This is a genomic window from Arthrospiribacter ruber, assembly GCF_019343195.1.
In the GTDB taxonomy this organism is placed as follows: domain Bacteria; phylum Bacteroidota; class Bacteroidia; order Cytophagales; family Cyclobacteriaceae; genus Arthrospiribacter; species Arthrospiribacter ruber.
Genome location: NZ_RPHB01000001.1, coordinates 310,156 through 328,131 on the forward strand (window position 1 = coordinate 310,156; position 17,976 = coordinate 328,131).

The 17,976-nt window shown below is 41.0% G+C and carries 15 protein-coding genes; 3 read left to right on the forward strand and 12 right to left on the reverse strand.

Annotated features, from left to right (window positions below; translation table 11 throughout):
• Positions 1 to 600, reverse strand: coding sequence for a hypothetical protein (locus EGN73_RS01210; RefSeq protein ID WP_219286297.1), 600 nt, complete (start codon positions 598 to 600; stop codon positions 1 to 3).
• 292 nt (positions 601 to 892) lie between these two features.
• A complete protein-coding gene (locus tag EGN73_RS01215) occupies positions 893 to 2,290 on the reverse strand; it encodes an alkaline phosphatase (RefSeq protein WP_219286298.1) in 1,398 nt (465 codons plus the stop codon).
• A 1,995-nt stretch (positions 2,291 to 4,285) separates the two neighbouring features.
• Between EGN73_RS01215 and EGN73_RS01220 the strand changes: the two genes are divergently transcribed.
• Positions 4,286 to 4,819, forward strand: a complete 534-nt coding sequence (locus EGN73_RS01220) for a hypothetical protein (protein WP_219286299.1) — start codon at positions 4,286 to 4,288, stop codon at positions 4,817 to 4,819.
• Here EGN73_RS01220 and EGN73_RS01225 read toward each other — a convergent pair.
• A complete protein-coding gene (locus EGN73_RS01225; protein WP_219286300.1) occupies positions 4,816 to 6,057 on the reverse strand; it encodes a glutamate-5-semialdehyde dehydrogenase in 1,242 nt (413 codons plus the stop codon). The genes EGN73_RS01220 and EGN73_RS01225 overlap by 4 nt on opposite strands.
• A gap of 1 nt (position 6,058) precedes the next feature.
• Complete coding sequence (proB, locus tag EGN73_RS01230) at positions 6,059 to 7,123, reverse strand: glutamate 5-kinase (RefSeq protein ID WP_246611411.1); 1,065 nt, start codon at positions 7,121 to 7,123, stop codon at positions 6,059 to 6,061.
• A gap of 269 nt (positions 7,124 to 7,392) precedes the next feature.
• Here proB and EGN73_RS01235 point away from each other — a divergent pair, with 269 nt between their 5' ends.
• Complete coding sequence (locus tag EGN73_RS01235; protein ID WP_219286302.1) at positions 7,393 to 8,493, forward strand: hypothetical protein; 1,101 nt, start codon at positions 7,393 to 7,395, stop codon at positions 8,491 to 8,493.
• On the opposite strand, the gene corA is transcribed toward EGN73_RS01235, so the two are convergent.
• From corA to EGN73_RS01255, 4 genes are all read right to left on the reverse strand, one after another.
• Positions 8,494 to 9,501, reverse strand: a complete 1,008-nt coding sequence (gene corA, locus EGN73_RS01240) for a magnesium/cobalt transporter CorA (RefSeq protein WP_219286305.1) — start codon at positions 9,499 to 9,501, stop codon at positions 8,494 to 8,496.
• On the reverse strand, positions 9,501 to 9,875 hold the full coding sequence (locus EGN73_RS01245) for a response regulator (protein WP_219286307.1): 375 nt from the start codon (positions 9,873 to 9,875) through the stop codon (positions 9,501 to 9,503). The genes corA and EGN73_RS01245 overlap by 1 nt, the downstream gene beginning before the upstream one ends.
• 471 nt (positions 9,876 to 10,346) lie before the next feature.
• Positions 10,347 to 11,975 (reverse strand): chaperonin GroEL, encoded by a 1,629-nt coding sequence (groL, locus tag EGN73_RS01250; RefSeq protein WP_219286309.1) that lies wholly within the window; start codon positions 11,973 to 11,975, stop codon positions 10,347 to 10,349.
• A gap of 41 nt (positions 11,976 to 12,016) precedes the next feature.
• Complete coding sequence (locus tag EGN73_RS01255) at positions 12,017 to 12,295, reverse strand: co-chaperone GroES (RefSeq protein ID WP_219286312.1); 279 nt, start codon at positions 12,293 to 12,295, stop codon at positions 12,017 to 12,019.
• A gap of 218 nt (positions 12,296 to 12,513) precedes the next feature.
• Between EGN73_RS01255 and EGN73_RS01260 the strand changes: the two genes are divergently transcribed.
• Positions 12,514 to 13,221 carry a hypothetical protein gene (locus EGN73_RS01260; protein WP_219286315.1) on the forward strand — a complete coding sequence of 236 codons (708 nt, stop codon included), beginning with the start codon at positions 12,514 to 12,516 and terminating at the stop codon, positions 13,219 to 13,221.
• Between the two features lie 1,565 nt (positions 13,222 to 14,786).
• Here EGN73_RS01260 and secG read toward each other — a convergent pair.
• Genes secG through EGN73_RS01280 form a run of 4 tightly spaced genes read right to left on the reverse strand, consistent with a single transcriptional unit; the run spans position 14,787 to position 17,968 of the window.
• Positions 14,787 to 15,173, reverse strand: a complete 387-nt coding sequence (gene secG / locus EGN73_RS01265) for a preprotein translocase subunit SecG (RefSeq protein WP_219286318.1) — start codon at positions 15,171 to 15,173, stop codon at positions 14,787 to 14,789.
• A 1-nt stretch (position 15,174) separates the two neighbouring features.
• Positions 15,175 to 16,113, reverse strand: a complete 939-nt coding sequence (locus EGN73_RS01270) for a hypothetical protein (RefSeq protein WP_219286320.1) — start codon at positions 16,111 to 16,113, stop codon at positions 15,175 to 15,177.
• Positions 16,114 to 16,149: 36 nt separating this feature from the next.
• Positions 16,150 to 16,692: an LPS assembly lipoprotein LptE gene (lptE, locus tag EGN73_RS01275; protein ID WP_219286322.1), complete on the reverse strand. Its 543-nt coding sequence runs from the start codon at positions 16,690 to 16,692 to the stop codon at positions 16,150 to 16,152.
• The gene (locus tag EGN73_RS01280) at positions 16,679 to 17,968 is read right to left on the reverse strand and encodes a sigma-54 interaction domain-containing protein (RefSeq protein ID WP_219286325.1); all 1,290 of its coding nucleotides are present in this window, start codon (positions 17,966 to 17,968) and stop codon (positions 16,679 to 16,681) included. Before EGN73_RS01280 ends, lptE begins: the two co-directional genes overlap by 14 nt.
• Positions 17,969 to 17,976: the final 8 nt, after the last annotated feature.

Here is a 17,976-nt window from a genome sequence, read left to right on the forward strand (position 1 = left end):
TTAGTTTTTGACATAAGGGGAAATGGCATCTATTTTAAATTGACTGCCGTTTTTAAGGTATATAATGGTGGAGGTTTCCATCCTTTGGACTTCCTCAAGTTGGCCATGAAAAGTAAAGCTGTAAAACTGAACCATTATACTAAATTCCCGAAATCTGCTAAGTTGAGTTCCGTCAGACAATTGGAAAAGATAGGAAATATCAGTTCCTGGAGGAAGTCCTTGAAATGAACTCCTTAGTAGGATCTGAATATTAGAGATGTTTTCTACGAAATACCTGGGTTGACAATCTGCAAACAAGGATTGGTAGGGGAGAATACCAGAACTTGAAGTCAGCGCTTCATATTTTATTTCTAAATTGTGCCTGAAGTCTTCGATAGATACCGTATCGTTTTCGCTGGCGAAGGATCCGTTGGAAAATGGGCTGAAAAAGACTTGGTCAAGCGCAATAACATCTGCTCTTCTCACTATGGCACAATTGCCTTCTTCAAACTCAGGGCTGGTATAGCAAGAAGGGAGGACCATCAAGGAGGTTTGTATGGCAATCAAGGTAACAGTAAGACAGGTAGTCCGGATTATTTTTTGTTGTATTGACCCATGCATAGCTTTTCCTCCCAAAACTTCCTAAAAGTATTAATTTAAGGATTTTGAAAGAAAAATGCTTTGTATAGATATTTTGTTTGAAGTGGATCCAATTTCAGCCATGAATCAATGGTAATATTCGCTCCATTGCTATCTCCAAATTTGATAAGAAGCCGACCCTAAAAGGGTCAACCTTCTCAATATCCAAGGAAACAGCCCATGGTTTCAAACTTTACAATAGCCTTACACCCTCCGACCCTATGGAAGTCAATTTTTTTTTACTTACAGTCAGGGCTAATAAAGCCCCTTCAAACTACCACTTCCTTTCCACTCCTGCTGCTTCCAGCATAAAATTATGCAGTTCATAATTTTTGACAAAACCCGGGAGTTTTTCACTTCCTGGTCCATAAGTGGCCAGTTCCACATAATCACCCGAGTGGTTGGTGTGGGCAAAGCTGACTCCATTGTGACGGGATAGAATTTCAGCAAAGTAAGCAAAGGGCAGATTTCCGGGGTTATAAAGTCCGTCTGCACCAACCTGAAAACTTTTCAGCAGGTTTTCAGCCTCTTCTTTTTCCAATGCTACGTTCAGTTGGTGGTTGATCATGTCTATCACCTGTGAAGTGCTGTTTTCTGGGGTAATGGCATTTAGAATGTGTTGATTGGAGGCTTTCGCCTCGTAAAGGCTCTCAAACTTGATGTTTTTGGGTCCGGGATTGAAAAGCCCGGGGTTTGAATTTCCATGATCCGTGGTAATGATGACCAGGGTATTTTTGTCTTTTAATGCAAAATCCATGGCCACTCCCACAGCTTCATCGAAGTCTACCTGATCGTAAAGCAGTGCAGTGGCATCGTTGCCGTGTGCTGCCCAATCCACTTTCCCACCTTCGACCTGCATGACAAAACCATTTGGATTTTTACTGAGTACTTCAATGCATTTTCCAGTCATTTCAGCGAGAGAAGGCACTGTTTTTTTGAGGTTTGCATCATTCTCTCTGTCAATTGCATAAGGAAGTCCGTCTTCGGTAAATACACCCAGTAAGGGTTTGCTTCCATCGGCTTTGGACATTTCTTCTTTGTTGTTGGCCACATGAAAGCCATTTTTGGAGAATTCAGTGAACAAGTCTCTTTTGTCCGTTCTTCTATTGGGATCGAAAAATTCTCTTCCACCACCCATCATGACATCGAATTTCAATTTTAGGTAGTCTTCAGCGATGGCAGGCATGGCACTTCTGCTGGTCTGGTTGACACAAAATGAAGCGGGTGTGGCATGGGTAATCTGAACAGAAGTGACGCATCCAACGGCTTTTCCCTGAGCCTTGAACTTCTGAAGTATGGGTTCATGTTCCTGACCACTTGGACTGATGTTCAAAGCGCCGTTGTTGACCCGATGTCCTCCTCCCCAGGCCGAACCGGCGGCAGCGGAGTCTGTAACAAAGGAGTTGGCTGAAGCTGTATCCATGAGGGATCTTTTTACGGTATTGGATTCATACAGGGAGATCCAGTTGGAAGTTTTGCCCATTTTATGGCGCATCAGGATGTCTGCCATATTGAGGGTGCCGGAACTCATGCCATCAGAAACCAAGAAAATGATGTTTTTGGCCTGTTCTCCCTTGTACATTGAAGGTTTGGCGAGTACTGGTCTGGAACCCATGATTCCCAAGCCCATGGTAGTCAATAATCCATTTTTAAAGAAGTCCCGTCTTTTCATTTTGTTATCGTTTTTATGAATATCTTATTTTCATTGTAAAAGATGATCCCGCTGATCAAAGCTTTTTTTTTCTGCTCACCTTTTGGAAAAAACCTAAACTGTGAATTCACCCTGAAAAGGTAAGTTGAAATACGCTATTTGATGTAAATTAAACTTTAGGGAATTGTTAACAAGTGCTTAAGTCTACCAAAGGTTGTATAATTGGTTGAGCTGTTGAATTGATTAACCGTTGAATTGTTGAACTGATTAATTGATGTTGGGTGATATATAGTAGAAATATGCTTCGCGAAATTTATTGAAATATAGGTTTGACTAAGTTGAAGGCTTGGTTTTCTAAGTTAAGGGATTGGGATATTGATGGATACTGGTAGATATTCATAGATATTATTCCTAGATATTATCCAAAAATCTGCGATATCAGCGTGATCTGCGGGAGGAAAAATTTGAATAGTAATTAGTGAAGAGTGATATATGGTAGAAATATGCTACGCGACATATATTGAAATATGGGTTTGACTAAGTTGAAGGCATGGATTTCTAATTTAAGTGATTAGGTATAATGATTATTGACGGGCAAGAGAGAAGAAGGCTTTGCCTTGTCATGTTGAACAACGTGAAACATCCAGCTTTATCTGCATGGGTAAAGGTTTAATTGTGTAATTGTTGAATTGATTAGCTGATAACAGGGAGCTTGTTAAGGGTTAAAGCTTAAGCGCGAGATCGAATTCTATCAACTCCTGTTCAGCTAAAACTAAAGATTAAACCATGAATGGTGCGTATGATCACGCAGTGATCGAACTATGAATAGCCCTGGGTGAAACCCGGGGTTTGATGTGTGATGGCGTTTTTGTTTTTGGCCGAGGGATGGTCAATGGTGGATTTAGGTTTTCGCCAAAAACAGGGATGGGAAAGGAATTACGATTGACGATTTACGATTGTCGGGCAGAATATGGTGTGTTGGGCGGATTTTTGGTCTTAGACGTTTTTGAATATCGAATATCGAACATTGAATATCGAATTATGAAGTAAGTCAGAATTATTTGGGGCATATTTAAGCCTGAAAGGCTGTCCTGTGATAGCCCAGACTGGAATTTATGGAAGTCTGGGATGAAGAATTCCCGCATATTCACGAGGCTTGAAGGGCCGATCTTTATTTTTATTCAAAGGCTGAGTTTTATTTGCGGAGAAAAGGTTTAATTGTGGAATTGGTTAATTGATTAACTGATGTTGGGTGATATATAATTGAGATAAGGTTGAAATATGCTACGCGACATATATTGAAATATGGATTAGACTAAATTGAAGGCTTGGTTTTCTAAATAAAGTAAATGGGATACTAGGAGATATTCATGGATACTAATAGATATTTATGGATATTATTTTTTGATCATGTCACATCCTGCAAAAGCGAAGCTTTATCTGCGATATTAGCGTGATCTGCGGGAGAATGGATAGAGATATGGTAGAAATATGCTTCGCGAAATCGAAGTGCAACGGAGATCCCGAGAGTGAAACGATTCGGGATACATAGAAATATTGGTTGACCGAAGTTGAAGGCTTGGTCTTCTAAATCAAGTGATTATTGATGGGTAAAAGAGAGGAAGGCTTCTCCTTGTCATGTTGAACAAAGTGAAACATCTGATATTATCCAAAAGCGAAGCTTTATCTGTGTAGATCTGTATTATCTGTGGTTATTTTTATTGATAATGGTGGGTACCAATTTCCGCCGCGCTTTAGCCGGCGGTCTGGCCCATGGGGAACAGTCCTCCTTTGGCTTTAGCCGAACATCTGCGGAAATCACCGTAATCTGCGGGAGAAAAAAGTGAGGAGTGTTTAGTGAAGAGTGTGTAGTGTAGAGTGAGGAGTGATTAGTTAAGAGTTAAAGGGTGAACTTGCTTAAATATGGTTGTCACTTTTTATTGATGAATAATAAAGTAGATAAGTGCAAATAATAATAATATAGTTGGTATATTTAGTAGCAAATAAACCTACTCTATGAAAAATGCAGTCTTTTTGTGCAGCGTATTGGTTCTCATGGGAATCAGCTATGAAATCAAAGCTCAGGAAACTTTTAGGAAAAATACGCTTTTTGCTGAGGGTTTAGGTTCTGGAGGGTTGATGTCACTTAATTATGACCGAAGATTTAGCGACAATCCTCAAGGTTTCGGAGTCAGGGCCGGGTTAGGTTATTTTCAGTGGAGCAGCGATAGGTTTTTGAGCATTCCTCTATTGGCCAACTGGCTTGTTGGTAATAATGGCAAATACTTGGAAGTTGGAGCTGGATTGTCCCTTGCTTATGTAGAGACATTCCAACACAACCCCAACATGGAAGTCAGTTTGGAAGATTTTGAGCCCAGTTCAAGATTTGGCTTAATGCAGGCCCCTTTGCTGAACATAGGATACAGAAGACAGCCCATCGATGGAGGGTTTAATTTTCGAGTAGGATTATCTCCATACGTGACTTTGGGTGGTATTAGCGGGATCTATGTCATTCCCTGGCCATATATGTCCTTTGGGCTTACTTTTTAATCCCTTATCTGCCCGTTTCCTTTGATTACCCATTTGTAAGAACATAGTTCAGAAAGGGCCATAGGGCCTCTTGCATGGAGTTTTTGGGTAGAAATGCCAATCTCTGCACCAAGTCCAAACTGATTGCCATCCGTAAAAGCGGTTGAGGCATTCGCATAGACCGCTGCCGCATCTACGCGGTTCAGGAATGATTCCAGAATTTCCGGGTCTTCTGCGATGATGGCCTCCGAGTGTTTGGAAGAAAAACGGGAAATGTGCTCAAGGGCCTCATCCAATCCTTTGACAGTTTTGATGGCCATTTTCAAAGAAAGGAACTCAGTGCCAAAATGTGCTTCGGTAGCAGGTTGAATATTTTCTAGATCTTGGATAAACCCGTAAGATTTTTCGTCGGCAAAGATTTCTACTTGTGCCCCAATAAGTTTTTCGATAATGGCTGGGAGGTCTTTTAACCTGTCCTGATGAATGATCAAACAGTCCAAAGAATTGCAAACACTGGGTCTTCTTGTTTTGGCATTGAATACGATATTTTTTGCCTTTTCCAAATCAGCAGAAGCGTCTACATAGGTGTGAACAATACCGGCACCGGTTTCAATGACCGGCACTTTGGCATTTTCCCTTACAAAGTCAATCAAACCCTGACTACCGCGGGGAATGATGATATCCACCCAGCCCACAGCTTCCAATAGGGCTTTGGTAGCATTTCTGTCCGGAGGTAAAAGCTGAAAGGATTCTTTGTATAACCCGTTTTTTTCCAATGCCTTGTGGATCAATTCCATGATGGCGAGATTGGAGTGATGTGCATCTGACCCACCTTTTAGCACGAGCCCATTTCCGGACTTCAATGCAAGGCAGAACACATCAAAAGTAACATTTGGTCTCGCTTCATAGATTATTCCCAGCACTCCTAATGGTACAGTCTGTTTGGTCAAATACAGTCCATTTTCTAAAGTCCTTTCCTCTAAAACTTTATGAAGGGGGGAGGGTAGCTCCTGCACCTGTAAGATTTCTGAAATAATTGCCTGAAGCCTTTTTTCAGAAAGTAAAAGCCTGTCATACCTGGGGTCTGATTTGTCCATTTTATCCAGGTCTTTTTGATTGGCTTCAAGAATGGTCTGGGTTTTAGCTTCAATAAGCTGTATCAGATCATTGAGGATTTTTGAGGTAATTTCCTCATCGAGCAATGCCAGTGATGTGGAGCTTTTTTTGACTTGTTGGAACACAGTAAGGAAATCAGACATGCTAAAATAAGTAAAGGTAGTCGTAGTGAATAAATGGTTTTTGGTTTTTCATTCCCAGTCTTTCTTTGAGGTGCAGGTCGCTGTACTCTGCCCTGCCAAGGCCAAGTCTTTGCCCTTCCTGATCCAAAACGCTGATAATGTCCCCTTTGGAAAAACTACCGGTGGTACTTGTAATTCCGACGGGTAAAATAGAAGTGATTTTTTCGGAAAACAATGCTTCTTTGGCACCCGCATTTACGGTAATTTCTCCTTTGAAATACTGCTCTCCATGAGCCAGCCACTTTTTGGGACTCTGTTTCTTGGCCAGAGGCTCGAAGACCGTGTGTTTTGCGGTTCCTGATGCTAGTTCAGCGAGGATGTTCTCTTTGGTTCCATTGGCAATCAACACCCTGATGCCCAAGTCAGCGGATTTTTTGGCCATGTTGAGTTTGGTAAGCATGCCTCCTCTCCCAAAAGAAGATTTAACTGGACTGATTTGGATTTCATTCTCAAAATTGGCGGAATGTATCACTGGAATCAGTTTAGCATCGGGATGGGAAGGTGGTCCATCATATACACCATCTACATTGGTCAATAAGATTAGGCTATCGGCATTGATCATGGCTGCGGTCAGGGAGGCCAGCTCGTCATTGTCGGTAAACATGAGTTCGGAGATGGCGACGGTATCATTTTCATTGATGATAGGTAGAATGCCTTGACGTAGCAATCCCTGAATGCAGTTTTTCATATTGAGGAAATGCTTCCTGTCTCGAAAGTCCTCTTTGGTAACCAAAATCTGAGCTACAGGAATTCCTAGTTTCCCAAAAAAATCTTTGTATGTTTTGATCAGTTCCACTTGTCCGGTAGCTGCCCAAATCTGTTTTTTTAATACAGGGTCGAGCTTTTCAGGCAAGGCCTGTTCCCCTTTGCCAAATGCTACTGCACCTGAAGAAATCAAAATGATTTTTGAACCATCCCTGAACAAGGAAGCCACCTGTCGGCTGAGGCTTTCCATTCTTTGGAGGTTGGGTTGTCCATTTTCATGAATAAGGACATTGGAGCCTATTTTGATTACACAATTTTTCAAAATATGGGTTTGTTAATTGAATATTTGGCATAAAAATAAGAGATATGTTACTGAAAAACCATTTTAAGTAAGGAATAATTGAGTGGAGAGAAATTCTTGTTGATGATTTTCATGTTTATAAAATAAAATTTGTTATTTAATTTTATTCTAGTTTTTAATTTTAAAATAAATGGTTTTTATGGTTAAAAATTCCTTAAAAAATAAATATTTAAGAAATAGTTTTAATGAATTACTTTTTACAGATATTTCGCCCAATAATTTAAAACTTCATGAAAAACACTATCATCTTAGGACTACTTCTGGCCTTTTCTACGGGGCTATTGGCACAAAATAAACATCCACACGTTGTGGAAATTCCCAATCATGGGATTTCAATAAAAGGTCAGCGTTTTAACCTTGTAGAGGTTGTCGACAACCGACCGGTGAAAGGCAGTATTGGAACTGTGAAAAAGGGAATGAGCAATATGCCCACCTATGCTGTTTTGCCCGGTGCAATGGATGTTTATTTGTTGAATTTTCTTCAGCAAAATGTCAGCACTTACACAGAGGTGTCTGACCTGATTCTGAAAATTGATCATTTCCAGGTTTCAGAAAGGACTTTAGCAGCCAAAGAGATTGGGTATGCAGAAGTTGGAGTAGAATTTTTATTAGAAGATAAAGGAACAATATACTCCCTTGGAAAATTTGAATCAAAAAGGGAGGTTACCGGCATAGATGTAACCGGAAAGCATGGGGAAAATCTTTTTTATGCGCTGAAAGATTGCATCAACCAATTTTCGGAATCGAATAATGAGCCAGTGGCGATTTTGCTGGATATTTCAAACTTTGCCATTTTGGATTTTCAGCCCTACATGAGAAAAAGCACCTACCAAACCTTTGCTGATTGGACTAATATTTCTCATGTTTCGGGTGATTTCCAAATCAAAGGACAAAATATGAAGGGGAACTTTCCCCGCTATCAAGTGAAAGACAGCAATACTAAAAAGGGAATTAAGGGGCTGTATGGTTTTTCCGACGGGGAGTCATTTTATCTCAATGCTTCCCATTATTCCTACGGTAATTATTTTGTAAAGTCGCAACTGGTTGGTCCCCTTTTACTTTTTGAAGATCAAATCACCGATCCCATGGCCGGTGTGGCTTTTGGAATGATTGGAGCTTTGGCTTCTATGAGAACCAATACTTACTTGTTGGATTCCAGGAGTGGGCTGGTCAGGATGTTAGACGATCTGTACATGAAGGAATTGCTTCATGGCCATCCAGAACTTATGGAAGCATGGAAAGTTGCATCAGGTAAAAAAAGGGAGAATAAAAAGGAAATTATATCACAGCTGAATGCCAAGCTTATTGCAGAACTGATGGCCCAGCCTTAATCAAAACCATTTCTTTTTCTTGAAATAATACACCATTCCGGCAGTGGTCAACACAAAGAAAATCCAGATGCCCAGGTAGGCATATTTCCATTCAAGCTCAGGCATATATTCGAAATTCATGCCATAGACACCTGCTATAAAAGTAAGGGGTATAAAAATAGTGGCAATGATGGTAAGGGTCTTCATCACTTCATTTTGTCTAAGACTTATATTGGTCATATAAATCTCCACTAGTGTGGTGATGGATTCTCTTTGCATTTCCAGGTTTTCAATGATTTCTACACTGTGCTCATAAATGTTGTTGACAAATGGCTGGGTTTTCTTCTTTAAAAAAGTGCTTTCGGACTTCTTCCAAGAAGAAAGGATTTCCCGCGTAGGCCATACTACTTTCTTAATTTCTTGCATGGATTTTCTATGCCGATAGATTTGGGAAAGCAGGGATTTATGGTGGTTGGCCATTACAAGGTCTTCCAATTGTTCTGTCTTGTCGTACAACTTCTCCAGTAAAACATAGTACTCGTCTATGATAGCATCGAAAAGTGTGTAAGCTAGATAATCCGGTCCCAGTTTCCTCATTTTTCCAAGCGGGTTTTCAAGACGTGTTCGGATGCCATCAAAGAGATCGAATTCATTTTCCTGAAAAGTAATCAGGAAATTTTTTCCGATTACCATACTGACCTGTTCTGTCTGGATTTCGGAAATATTTCCCTTGGTATACAGCATTTTAGAAATCAGCAGGACCAAGTTGTCAAATTCCTCCAGTTTTGGTCTTTGTTGATTGTTTCTGATATCTTCTATGGCAAGGGAATGAATTTCAAATATTTCAGCAATACCGCTGAGTAAAGGTTCATTTTTAATGCCGATTACATTCAGCCAGAACTTGTATGGAGAAGCGATAAAAGGATGGAGTTGTAGAAAGGAGGTAATGTGATGCTTTTCAAGCGTATTTTCATTATAGGCATATAGTTCCAGACTTAGTTGAGGTTCTATATGATCATTGGCTTCCATTATACGAGGTTTTTCATCTTTTCAGGGGTCAGAGGCTTTTCTACAAAGCCTTTGACAACCTTATATTGCATGGCTTTTTGTCTGTCCTGCAAGTCTATGGAGGAGGAAAGGACAAAAATCCGGTCATTTCTATCCGGGAATTCTTTCAGGTATACATTGAGGAAATCCCAGCCGTTCATCACCGGCATATTGATGTCCAAAAGGATAAGGGTAGTTTCACCTGGATCCATTGTTTTAAGTTTTTGAAGCGCTTTTTCAGCTTCTAAAAATTCTTCGACTTTTTCAGAGATGGATAATTTGGTAATCAATCTCTTATTGATAAGGTTGTTGATAGGATCATCATCTACCAAAATAATTGATTTGTACAATTGCATGAAGGACTGGATTGGGACTTTTCCGTACTCTTAAAATTACAAGCAGTCAAATATAAAAATGATCCTGATAATATCCATTCCTTTTGTTTTATTTTGAATTTTAAATTGGATTCAGATTTATATAATGCTTTGTATTTGAATTGCTTAAATAGGGCGTGCTGAAAAACGCCAACTGAAGAATAAATGCTTTAAATTTTGATGAATACCCCGTTTGTCAGGTATTTTCTTTTTAAGCAGGTGCACGCTTATTCAATGTTATAGCTTGATTTCTGTGCTCCTTAATATTTTAAAAATCGAAATTTTAAGGCTAGCCTCAGGCATACCATCTTCTTCATTGGGCTCACTCGAAGTATAAGCATACATCTTCATTCGCCCGCTTAGAATCTGGCATACCTGAGACTTTTTCAGCAAGCCCTAATAAAAAAGGGAAGCACAACCGTGCTTCCCTTTCTGTATGCTGAACGGATGGAATTACATCATACCGCCCATTCCGCCGCCACCCATTGGAGGCATGGACGGAGCATCTTCTTTTACGTCAGCTACCACACACTCGGTAGTCAATAGAAGTGCTGCAATGGATGCTGCATTTTCCAAAGCCAATCTGGTCACTTTGGTAGGATCGATTACACCAGCTTCGAAAAGATCTTCGTACTGATCTGTTCTCGCATTGTAACCGTAGTTTCCTGAATTTTCTTTGATTTTGTTGATGATCACAGAACCTTCACCACCTGCATTTTCCACAATTGTTCTCAATGGAGATTCAATTGCAATTCTGATGATATTGATACCTGTATCCTGATCTTCGTTTTCACCTTTTAGGGAATCCAAAGCAGAGGAAGTTCTGACCAAGGCAACTCCACCACCTACTACTACACCTTCCTGCACAGCAGCTCTTGTAGCGTGAAGGGCATCATCCACTCTGTCTTTTTTCTCTTTCATCTCTACTTCAGTGGCCGCGCCGATGTAAAGGATAGCTACTCCACCGGAAAGCTTAGCCAATCTCTCCTGAAGTTTTTCCTTGTCATAATCGGAAGTAGTCTTCTCGATCTGAGCTTTGATTTCATTGATTCTGGACTGAATGGCGCTAGAGTCACCTGCTCCATTCACAACAGTAGTGTTGTCTTTGTCGATGTTGACTTTTTCGGCAGTACCCAAGTACTCAACAGTGGCATTTTCCAATTTGTAACCTCTTTCTTCAGAAATCACAGTACCACCGGTCAAGATCGCGATGTCTTCCAACATGGCTTTTCTTCTGTCACCGAAACCTGGAGCCTTTACAGCAGCAACTTTCAGCGCACCTCTGATTTTGTTCACTACCAAAGTAGCCAATGCTTCACCATCTACATCTTCAGCAATGATCAACAATGGTCTTCCTGATTGTGCCACAGGCTCCAATACTGGAAGCAATTCTTTCATGGAAGAGATCTTCTTGTCGTAGATCAAGATGTAAGGTCTCTCCAGTTCAGCTTCCATTTTCTCAGTGTTGGTCACAAAGTATGGAGAAAGGTAACCTCTGTCAAACTGCATACCTTCTACAGTTCTTACTTCGGTTTCTGTACCTTTTGCCTCTTCAACAGTAATGACACCGTCTTTACCTACTTTGTCCATGGCATCGGCGATCATTTTACCGATTTCCTCGTCATTGTTGGCAGATACAGTAGCCACCTGCTGGATTTCCTTGGAAGTAGAAATCTCTTTGGAGTTTTTTCTAAGTTCAGCCACTACAGCCTGTACCGCTTTGTCAATCCCCCTTTTGAGGTCCATTGGGTTGGCGCCGGCAGCCACGTTTTTGATTCCAGCGTTGAAGATCGCTTGGGTAAGCACAGTAGCAGTAGTAGTACCGTCACCTGCATTGTCAGCAGTTTTGGAAGCTACTTCCTTCACCAACTGAGCACCCATGTTTTCGATTGCTTCTTCCAATTCGATTTCTTTCGCTACAGATACACCATCTTTGGTGATGGTAGGAGCGCCGAATTTTTTGTCAATGATGACGTTTCTACCTTTAGGACCTAGGGTCACTTTTACTGCATCAGCAAGAGCATCTACACCTTTTTTCAGTCTGTCTCTTGCGTTGGTATCGAAAAATAATTCTTTAGCCATTTTTTTTGTTTTTTTAGGTTATTGAATGTTTGAATAGATGATTAAAGGATTGCGAAAATGTCAGCCTCTCTCATGATGAGGTAGTCATGACCTTCTACAGAAAGCTCAGTACCGGCATACTTGCCGTAAAGAACCGTGTCACCTACTTTTACAGTCAATGGTTCATCTTTTTTGCCGTTGCCAACTGCTACCACGGTTCCTTTTTGTGGTTTTTCTTTGGCAGTGTCTGGAATGTAAAGACCAGAAGCGGTTTTCTCTTCAGCTGCAGCCGGTTCTACCAGAACCCTGTCTGCAAGAGGTTGGATGTTTACTTTTGACATAATTATTAACTTTTAAAGGTTAGTTACAAAATCTTACAATGGCCTTTTATCATTTCTTATGCCAAAGGCAGGAGAGGGGTACAAACTGACATAAAGGCGCAATTTTTCGACGGGCAAATGTCATTTGGGATTTCGGCTGTGCCCCGAACCTGTCAAAATTTCAAGAACTATTTTTTCTTTTGTCAGTTTTTAGTAAATTTTTGACAAAATGAGTACTTATGAAAACACTGTCAGACAACTGGATCACTGAAGGATGGATTGATTTTGAATACAAAAAATACCTCCTTCTTGCTTACTTACAACATGTGGAATCACAGTTTCAGGAGGTCAAACTATATCCACCCCTTGCCGAACTTATCCGGCATTATTCCAAATTGAAAAATTTCTCAGAACACAAGGATCAGCTTAAGTCGTCTTTTCCAAAATTGCTTCAAGGCCCGGATTTGGATAAAATGAAGTTGAAATATAAGCCGCTTATCGTGGATGATGAACTGATGAATCAGCTGGAAGAAATTGTGCAGTATTCCATGCCTCAATTAAAAAAGGCCATTGAGGAAGGGAAGGAAATTTATGAGTTTTTGGAAAAAGACATGTCCATAGAGCCGGTCGGGCTTTCACCACTTTACCAAAAAGAGGGATATGCTTTGTTGTCTTTTGAAAAATCAAATGACATCTATGTGTACCGTTACAAAGTCAACCTGTTTCAAAGCAGTGTAGATACTTTTAAAGGCATAATGATGCAGTTGGTGGATAAGGTGAGGCGGAGTTTAACCCAGACCTTTGAGCAGATCAAGCTTGACCTGATCAAGTCCTATAAAGAGCTGCCGAATCCTGCCACTTACCGGATACACAGTCTGCAGCAGATTCCGGTTCAAGAAAGCTTCCTTCCCATATCCAAGAGGTTGTTGTTAAAGGTGGTGGATTGAGTTTATTACAAAGATATAGTTGAAATATGGTGGAAATACTGTAGAAATATTAAAGAAATAAGGTTGAAATATTGAGTGGATATTAAAGGATACTGGTGGATATTCGTGGATATTGCATTAGTCCATCCCTTCTTTTTAAATCAAAGCTTTATATGTGTAGATTGGTAGATATACAGTTGAAATACAATAGAAATATGATAGAAATAAAGTTGAAACCGAAGCTTTAGCGGAGGTTCTGAGAGTTGGGCAAATTGGGATAGATGAAGGGATATAAATTGAAATTGGTGGAAATTTATGGATATTGAACGAATCCAACCCTTCTTTTCGAAGGATGCTTGATCTGCGGGAGGAAAGAGTTAATAGTGATCAGTGAATAGTGAGTAGAAGTTTAATCGTGTAATTGATTAACTGATGAGGAGAGGTTGTTAAGGGTAAAATGAAAAGGATGAAGGATGATGGAGGAAGGATGAGGCCTGTTAGTGGAGACACTAACAGGGGCCGGAGAGGAATTACGATTTACGATTCCCGTCCGACCGAGTCATCCGGGCGGAGTCGGGCAGAATATGGTGTGTTGGGCGGTTTTTGGGTATTAGACGTTTTTGAATATCGAATATCGAACACTGAATATCGAATAATGAAGCAGGTCAGAATTATATGAAGGCATATTAAGCCTGAAAGGCTGTTCTGTGATAGCCCAGACTGGAGTTCACGGAAGTCTGGGATTTAAACGCAGACCCACCAACCGCTAGGCCTGAAGGGCCGATCTTTTTTAGGGCGGTCCTTCAGACCTTACGAAACCCAACACCGAACCCAAATCCTAGGGCTACACCCTAGGCTGGCACAGTCAGGCCCTACAGGCCTGGGGCTTGTGTTGCTTCTCTCCTTTTGTTGATTTGGATTGCAAATCCTGTTTATCTGGTTTCGAAATTGCAAATTCCGAAGAGCGGAGTAAGTTGAAGGCTTGGTGTCTAGGTTAAGTGATAGGGTATAATGATTATTGACGGGCAAGAGAGAAGAAGGCTTTGCCTTGTCATGTTGACGAAGTGAAACATCTGTTATCCTCCAAAAGCGAAGCTTTATCTGTGGGAGGAAAAAAGTGAGTAGTGGATAGTGAAGAGTGAAGTGATTAAGGGTTAAAGGTTAAGCATTAACCGACTTTTGGCGGGTAAGAGAGAGCTGTTAGTGAAGACACTAACAGGGGCCGGAGAGGAATTACGATTGACGATTCCCGTCCGACCGAGTCATCCGGGCGGAGTCGGGCAGAATATGGTGTGTTGGGCGGTTTTTTGGTATTAGACGTTTTTGGATATCGAATATCGAACACTGAATATCGAATAATGAAGTGAAAGGAAGGATGAAGGATGAAGGAGGAAGGAGGAAGGATGAAGGATGAAGGATGAGTGGGTGATAGTCGGTAGCCTCGGTTGGGGGCGCAATAAAGACTATCCTACCTGGTCGGCATGAAAGATGTCCGGACTTACGTCTAACAGATCTTCTAAATTTTCAGGCAAACAAAAAAGACCTGGCTTAGCCAGGTCTTTTTTGTTTAATACGATAAATGTGGATTAATCTTCTGATCCGTCTTCTTCAGTGACATCAATTGGAGTTTCCACATTTTGTTGTTCTTCTGTGTTGGAAGGAAGTAGACCTTCGCCTTCACCAAATGAAGGAGATACTACCTGTCTTCTGGCATTTTCCACATTGGGAGATCTGAAATCATCTCCTGTGCTTGTGCTGTAGAAAGCAGCAGAGCTAAGGGAAAGGACCAAAATGGCAATGGATAAAACCCAAGTAGATTTTTCAAGGATATTTCCTGTTTTAGTGACCCCCATTATTTGGGAAGCACTTCCGCCAAAAGCGGCACCTACACCACCTTTTGAATCCTGGGCAAGAATGACCAATACCAAAAGGACTGCTAGGATGATTATTACGCTGATAAGTAAGGTAAACATATTATGATTTATTTTCTTCTAATTCTTTGATAAGGTCTGCAAAATAAGTGCTTTTATCTGGAAACTTCACCATCAATTTCTTATAAATTTCCTTGGCTTTTTGTTTTTTGCCCTGCTTTACCAGTAAGTTGGCGTAGGATTCTGTGATAAGGGCCGGATTGAGTTTGGTGCTTTTTTCACTCAGGTCATCCTGTTTGGATTGGCTTTCCATTTCCTTAAGGGTGGCGAGTTTGATTTCTCTTTTGCTGAAAGCTTTGATGATATCAATCTGCTCTTTCTTTTTCTCATCCTGAATTTCTACTTTATCCCTTCTTTTGATGGATTCGATGAGCTCATCTCCTTTGCCTTTTCTTTTCTTTTTTACAAGGGGCTTTTTGACTTCAGAGGCCTCAGCAGACAGAGGCTCTTCTTTTTTGTCTACTGTGACAAGAGAGTCCTTTTCTATTTCAGTTTTCGGTTCTGCCGGTTCCTGACCAGGTTTTTCCTTTTTATCACTGATGCTTGTGTTTTCAATGCTTTTGGCCTGCCCAAGGTCCTCTCCCAGCTTTTTGAGGAGCAGGGTTCGTTCCCCGGGTTTGGTTTTTTTGCTTGGACTTGGGATAAGGTTTTCATCCAGATCGTCTATCAGATTGTCAGGGTTCTGAGGACCTTTTTCCTCTATTGCTTTTTGTAGGCCCGGGTTGAACTGGCGTATGATTTCATTTATGGATTCTTTGTTTTCAACAAGGTTTTTCAACCAAATCCTGTCAGGACTCACTATGGCGGCATGATGGAGCATGTCGGAGTCACCGGAGGATTTTTCATGTTCATATCTGGCAAGCAATACTTTTGGGATCTGAAAGTAAGGGAAAGCCTTATGAAGCTTAATGATTTTGACCAGGTCTTCCTTAGAAGGCTGTTCAATTCTCTGTATGGACTCTAAGAGCTGCAGTGGATTCACTTTCGAAAGGTTAATGGGGCTTCAATTTACAAAATTTTACCAGTTGGCCACAGTAGCGGTAAAGATATCCTGAATGATACTCTCAAATATTTCTTCAATCAGCTGACCTTCCACCTGAAGAATGGAAGTAGTTCTGGGGTCATAATCCTGGAAGAAGGAAAATGTTCTTTTGAGACTGTATTCCTCTTCCACCGTATTCACATACTCGACTTCCACACCAATAGTCAACCTCATCTGACCTGCTCTGTCGGGTAGGTTGGGATCCTGAGTGGAGACAGTTGCCTGGGGCGCTATGGTGTACCTGTTGATTGCCCCGGAGAACTGAAGGTCACCGTTGGACCGTACCAGTTCGAGCTGGGTGTTTCTTTGGTAAAAATCTTTGAGGGATTCTGTAAAAAGCTGCTCCATGTTGGCCGGACCTCCACCCGAATCATTGAAGAAGTTTTCTACAGAAAATGTTTTGATAATATCATAGTTGATATTGGTTCCTGTGAAGCTGTAGCTGACTGAACAGGCATATAGACTCAGGCCTGCCAAAAGGCAGAAGCAGGTCCTCAGGATTTGTTTAATCAATGTCATACTGTTTGATTTTTCTATATAACGTCCTTTCAGAGATTCCGAGATCACTGGCAGCATATTTTCTTTTGTTGTTATGCTTGCGAAGTGCTCTGATGATCATTTCTTTTTCTTTTTTTTCCAAGGAAAGAGAATTGTCATCTTCTTCGTGAATGATGTCTTCGATATTATCGTCATCATAGTCTTCTGATGTCTCACTGTTGCCTTTAGAATCCAAAACCAAGGGTAAGTTGGAGGAATGCGTTTCCTGATGATTTTTATCTTCAAAGGAAACCGGGCTTTCTATGTCCTCAAATAGATCCTGATGCTTGTTGATGATAGTGGAGTTAAGACCACCGGATTGGTAGGACTCCAAAACCAGTTTTTTGAGTTCGTTCATATCCTTTTTCATATCAAAAAGGACTTTGTACAGGATTTCTCTTTCAGAAAAATCTGCCTGATCAGCTGTATTTCCACTTCCCGCAGAAATAGCCGGAAGCCTGTTTTGGTCTGTAGGAAGATAGCGGGTAAGGGTAGCGGCATCGATGTCCCGCTCTTGTTCCAGAAGGGAGATCTGCTCTGCTATGTTTTTCAGTTGACGGATATTTCCGGGGAAAGGAAAACGCATCAGCAGTTTTCTGGCGTCTTCGTCCAATGAGATAGGTTTTACCCCATATTTTTCAGAAAAATCCGAGGTGAATTTCCTGAAAAGTAAGACCATATCTTCTCCTCTTTCACGTAGTGGAGGAACAAAAATCGGCACTGTGTTTAACCTGTAATATAGATCTTCCCTAAATTTGCCTTTTTCTACGGCACGGATCAGGTTCACATTGGTGGCGGCGATAACCCTTACATTGGTCTTTTGGACTTTGGATGAACCGACTTTTATGAATTCTCCGTTTTCCAATACCCGCAACAGCCTGGCTTGGGTACCTAGGGGCATTTCCCCGATTTCATCCAGGAATATAGATCCTCCATCAGTAACCTCAAAGTATCCTTTTCTCGCTTCGTGTGCACCTGTGAAGGATCCTTTTTCGTGCCCAAACAATTCCGAATCTATTGTCCCTTCCGGAATTGCTCCGCAGTTGATCGCTATAAACTTACCGTGCTTTCTGGTACTTAGGGAATGGATGATCTTGGAAAATGATTCTTTTCCACTTCCGCTTTCACCGGTAATCAGCACGGTCATTTCTGTAGGTGCGGCCTGCATGGCCACAGAAATGGCATGGTTGAGCAAAGGGCTGTTTCCGATGATGCCAAACCTTTGCTTGATGCTTTGTATTTCGGATGCAGAAAACATGTTCATGT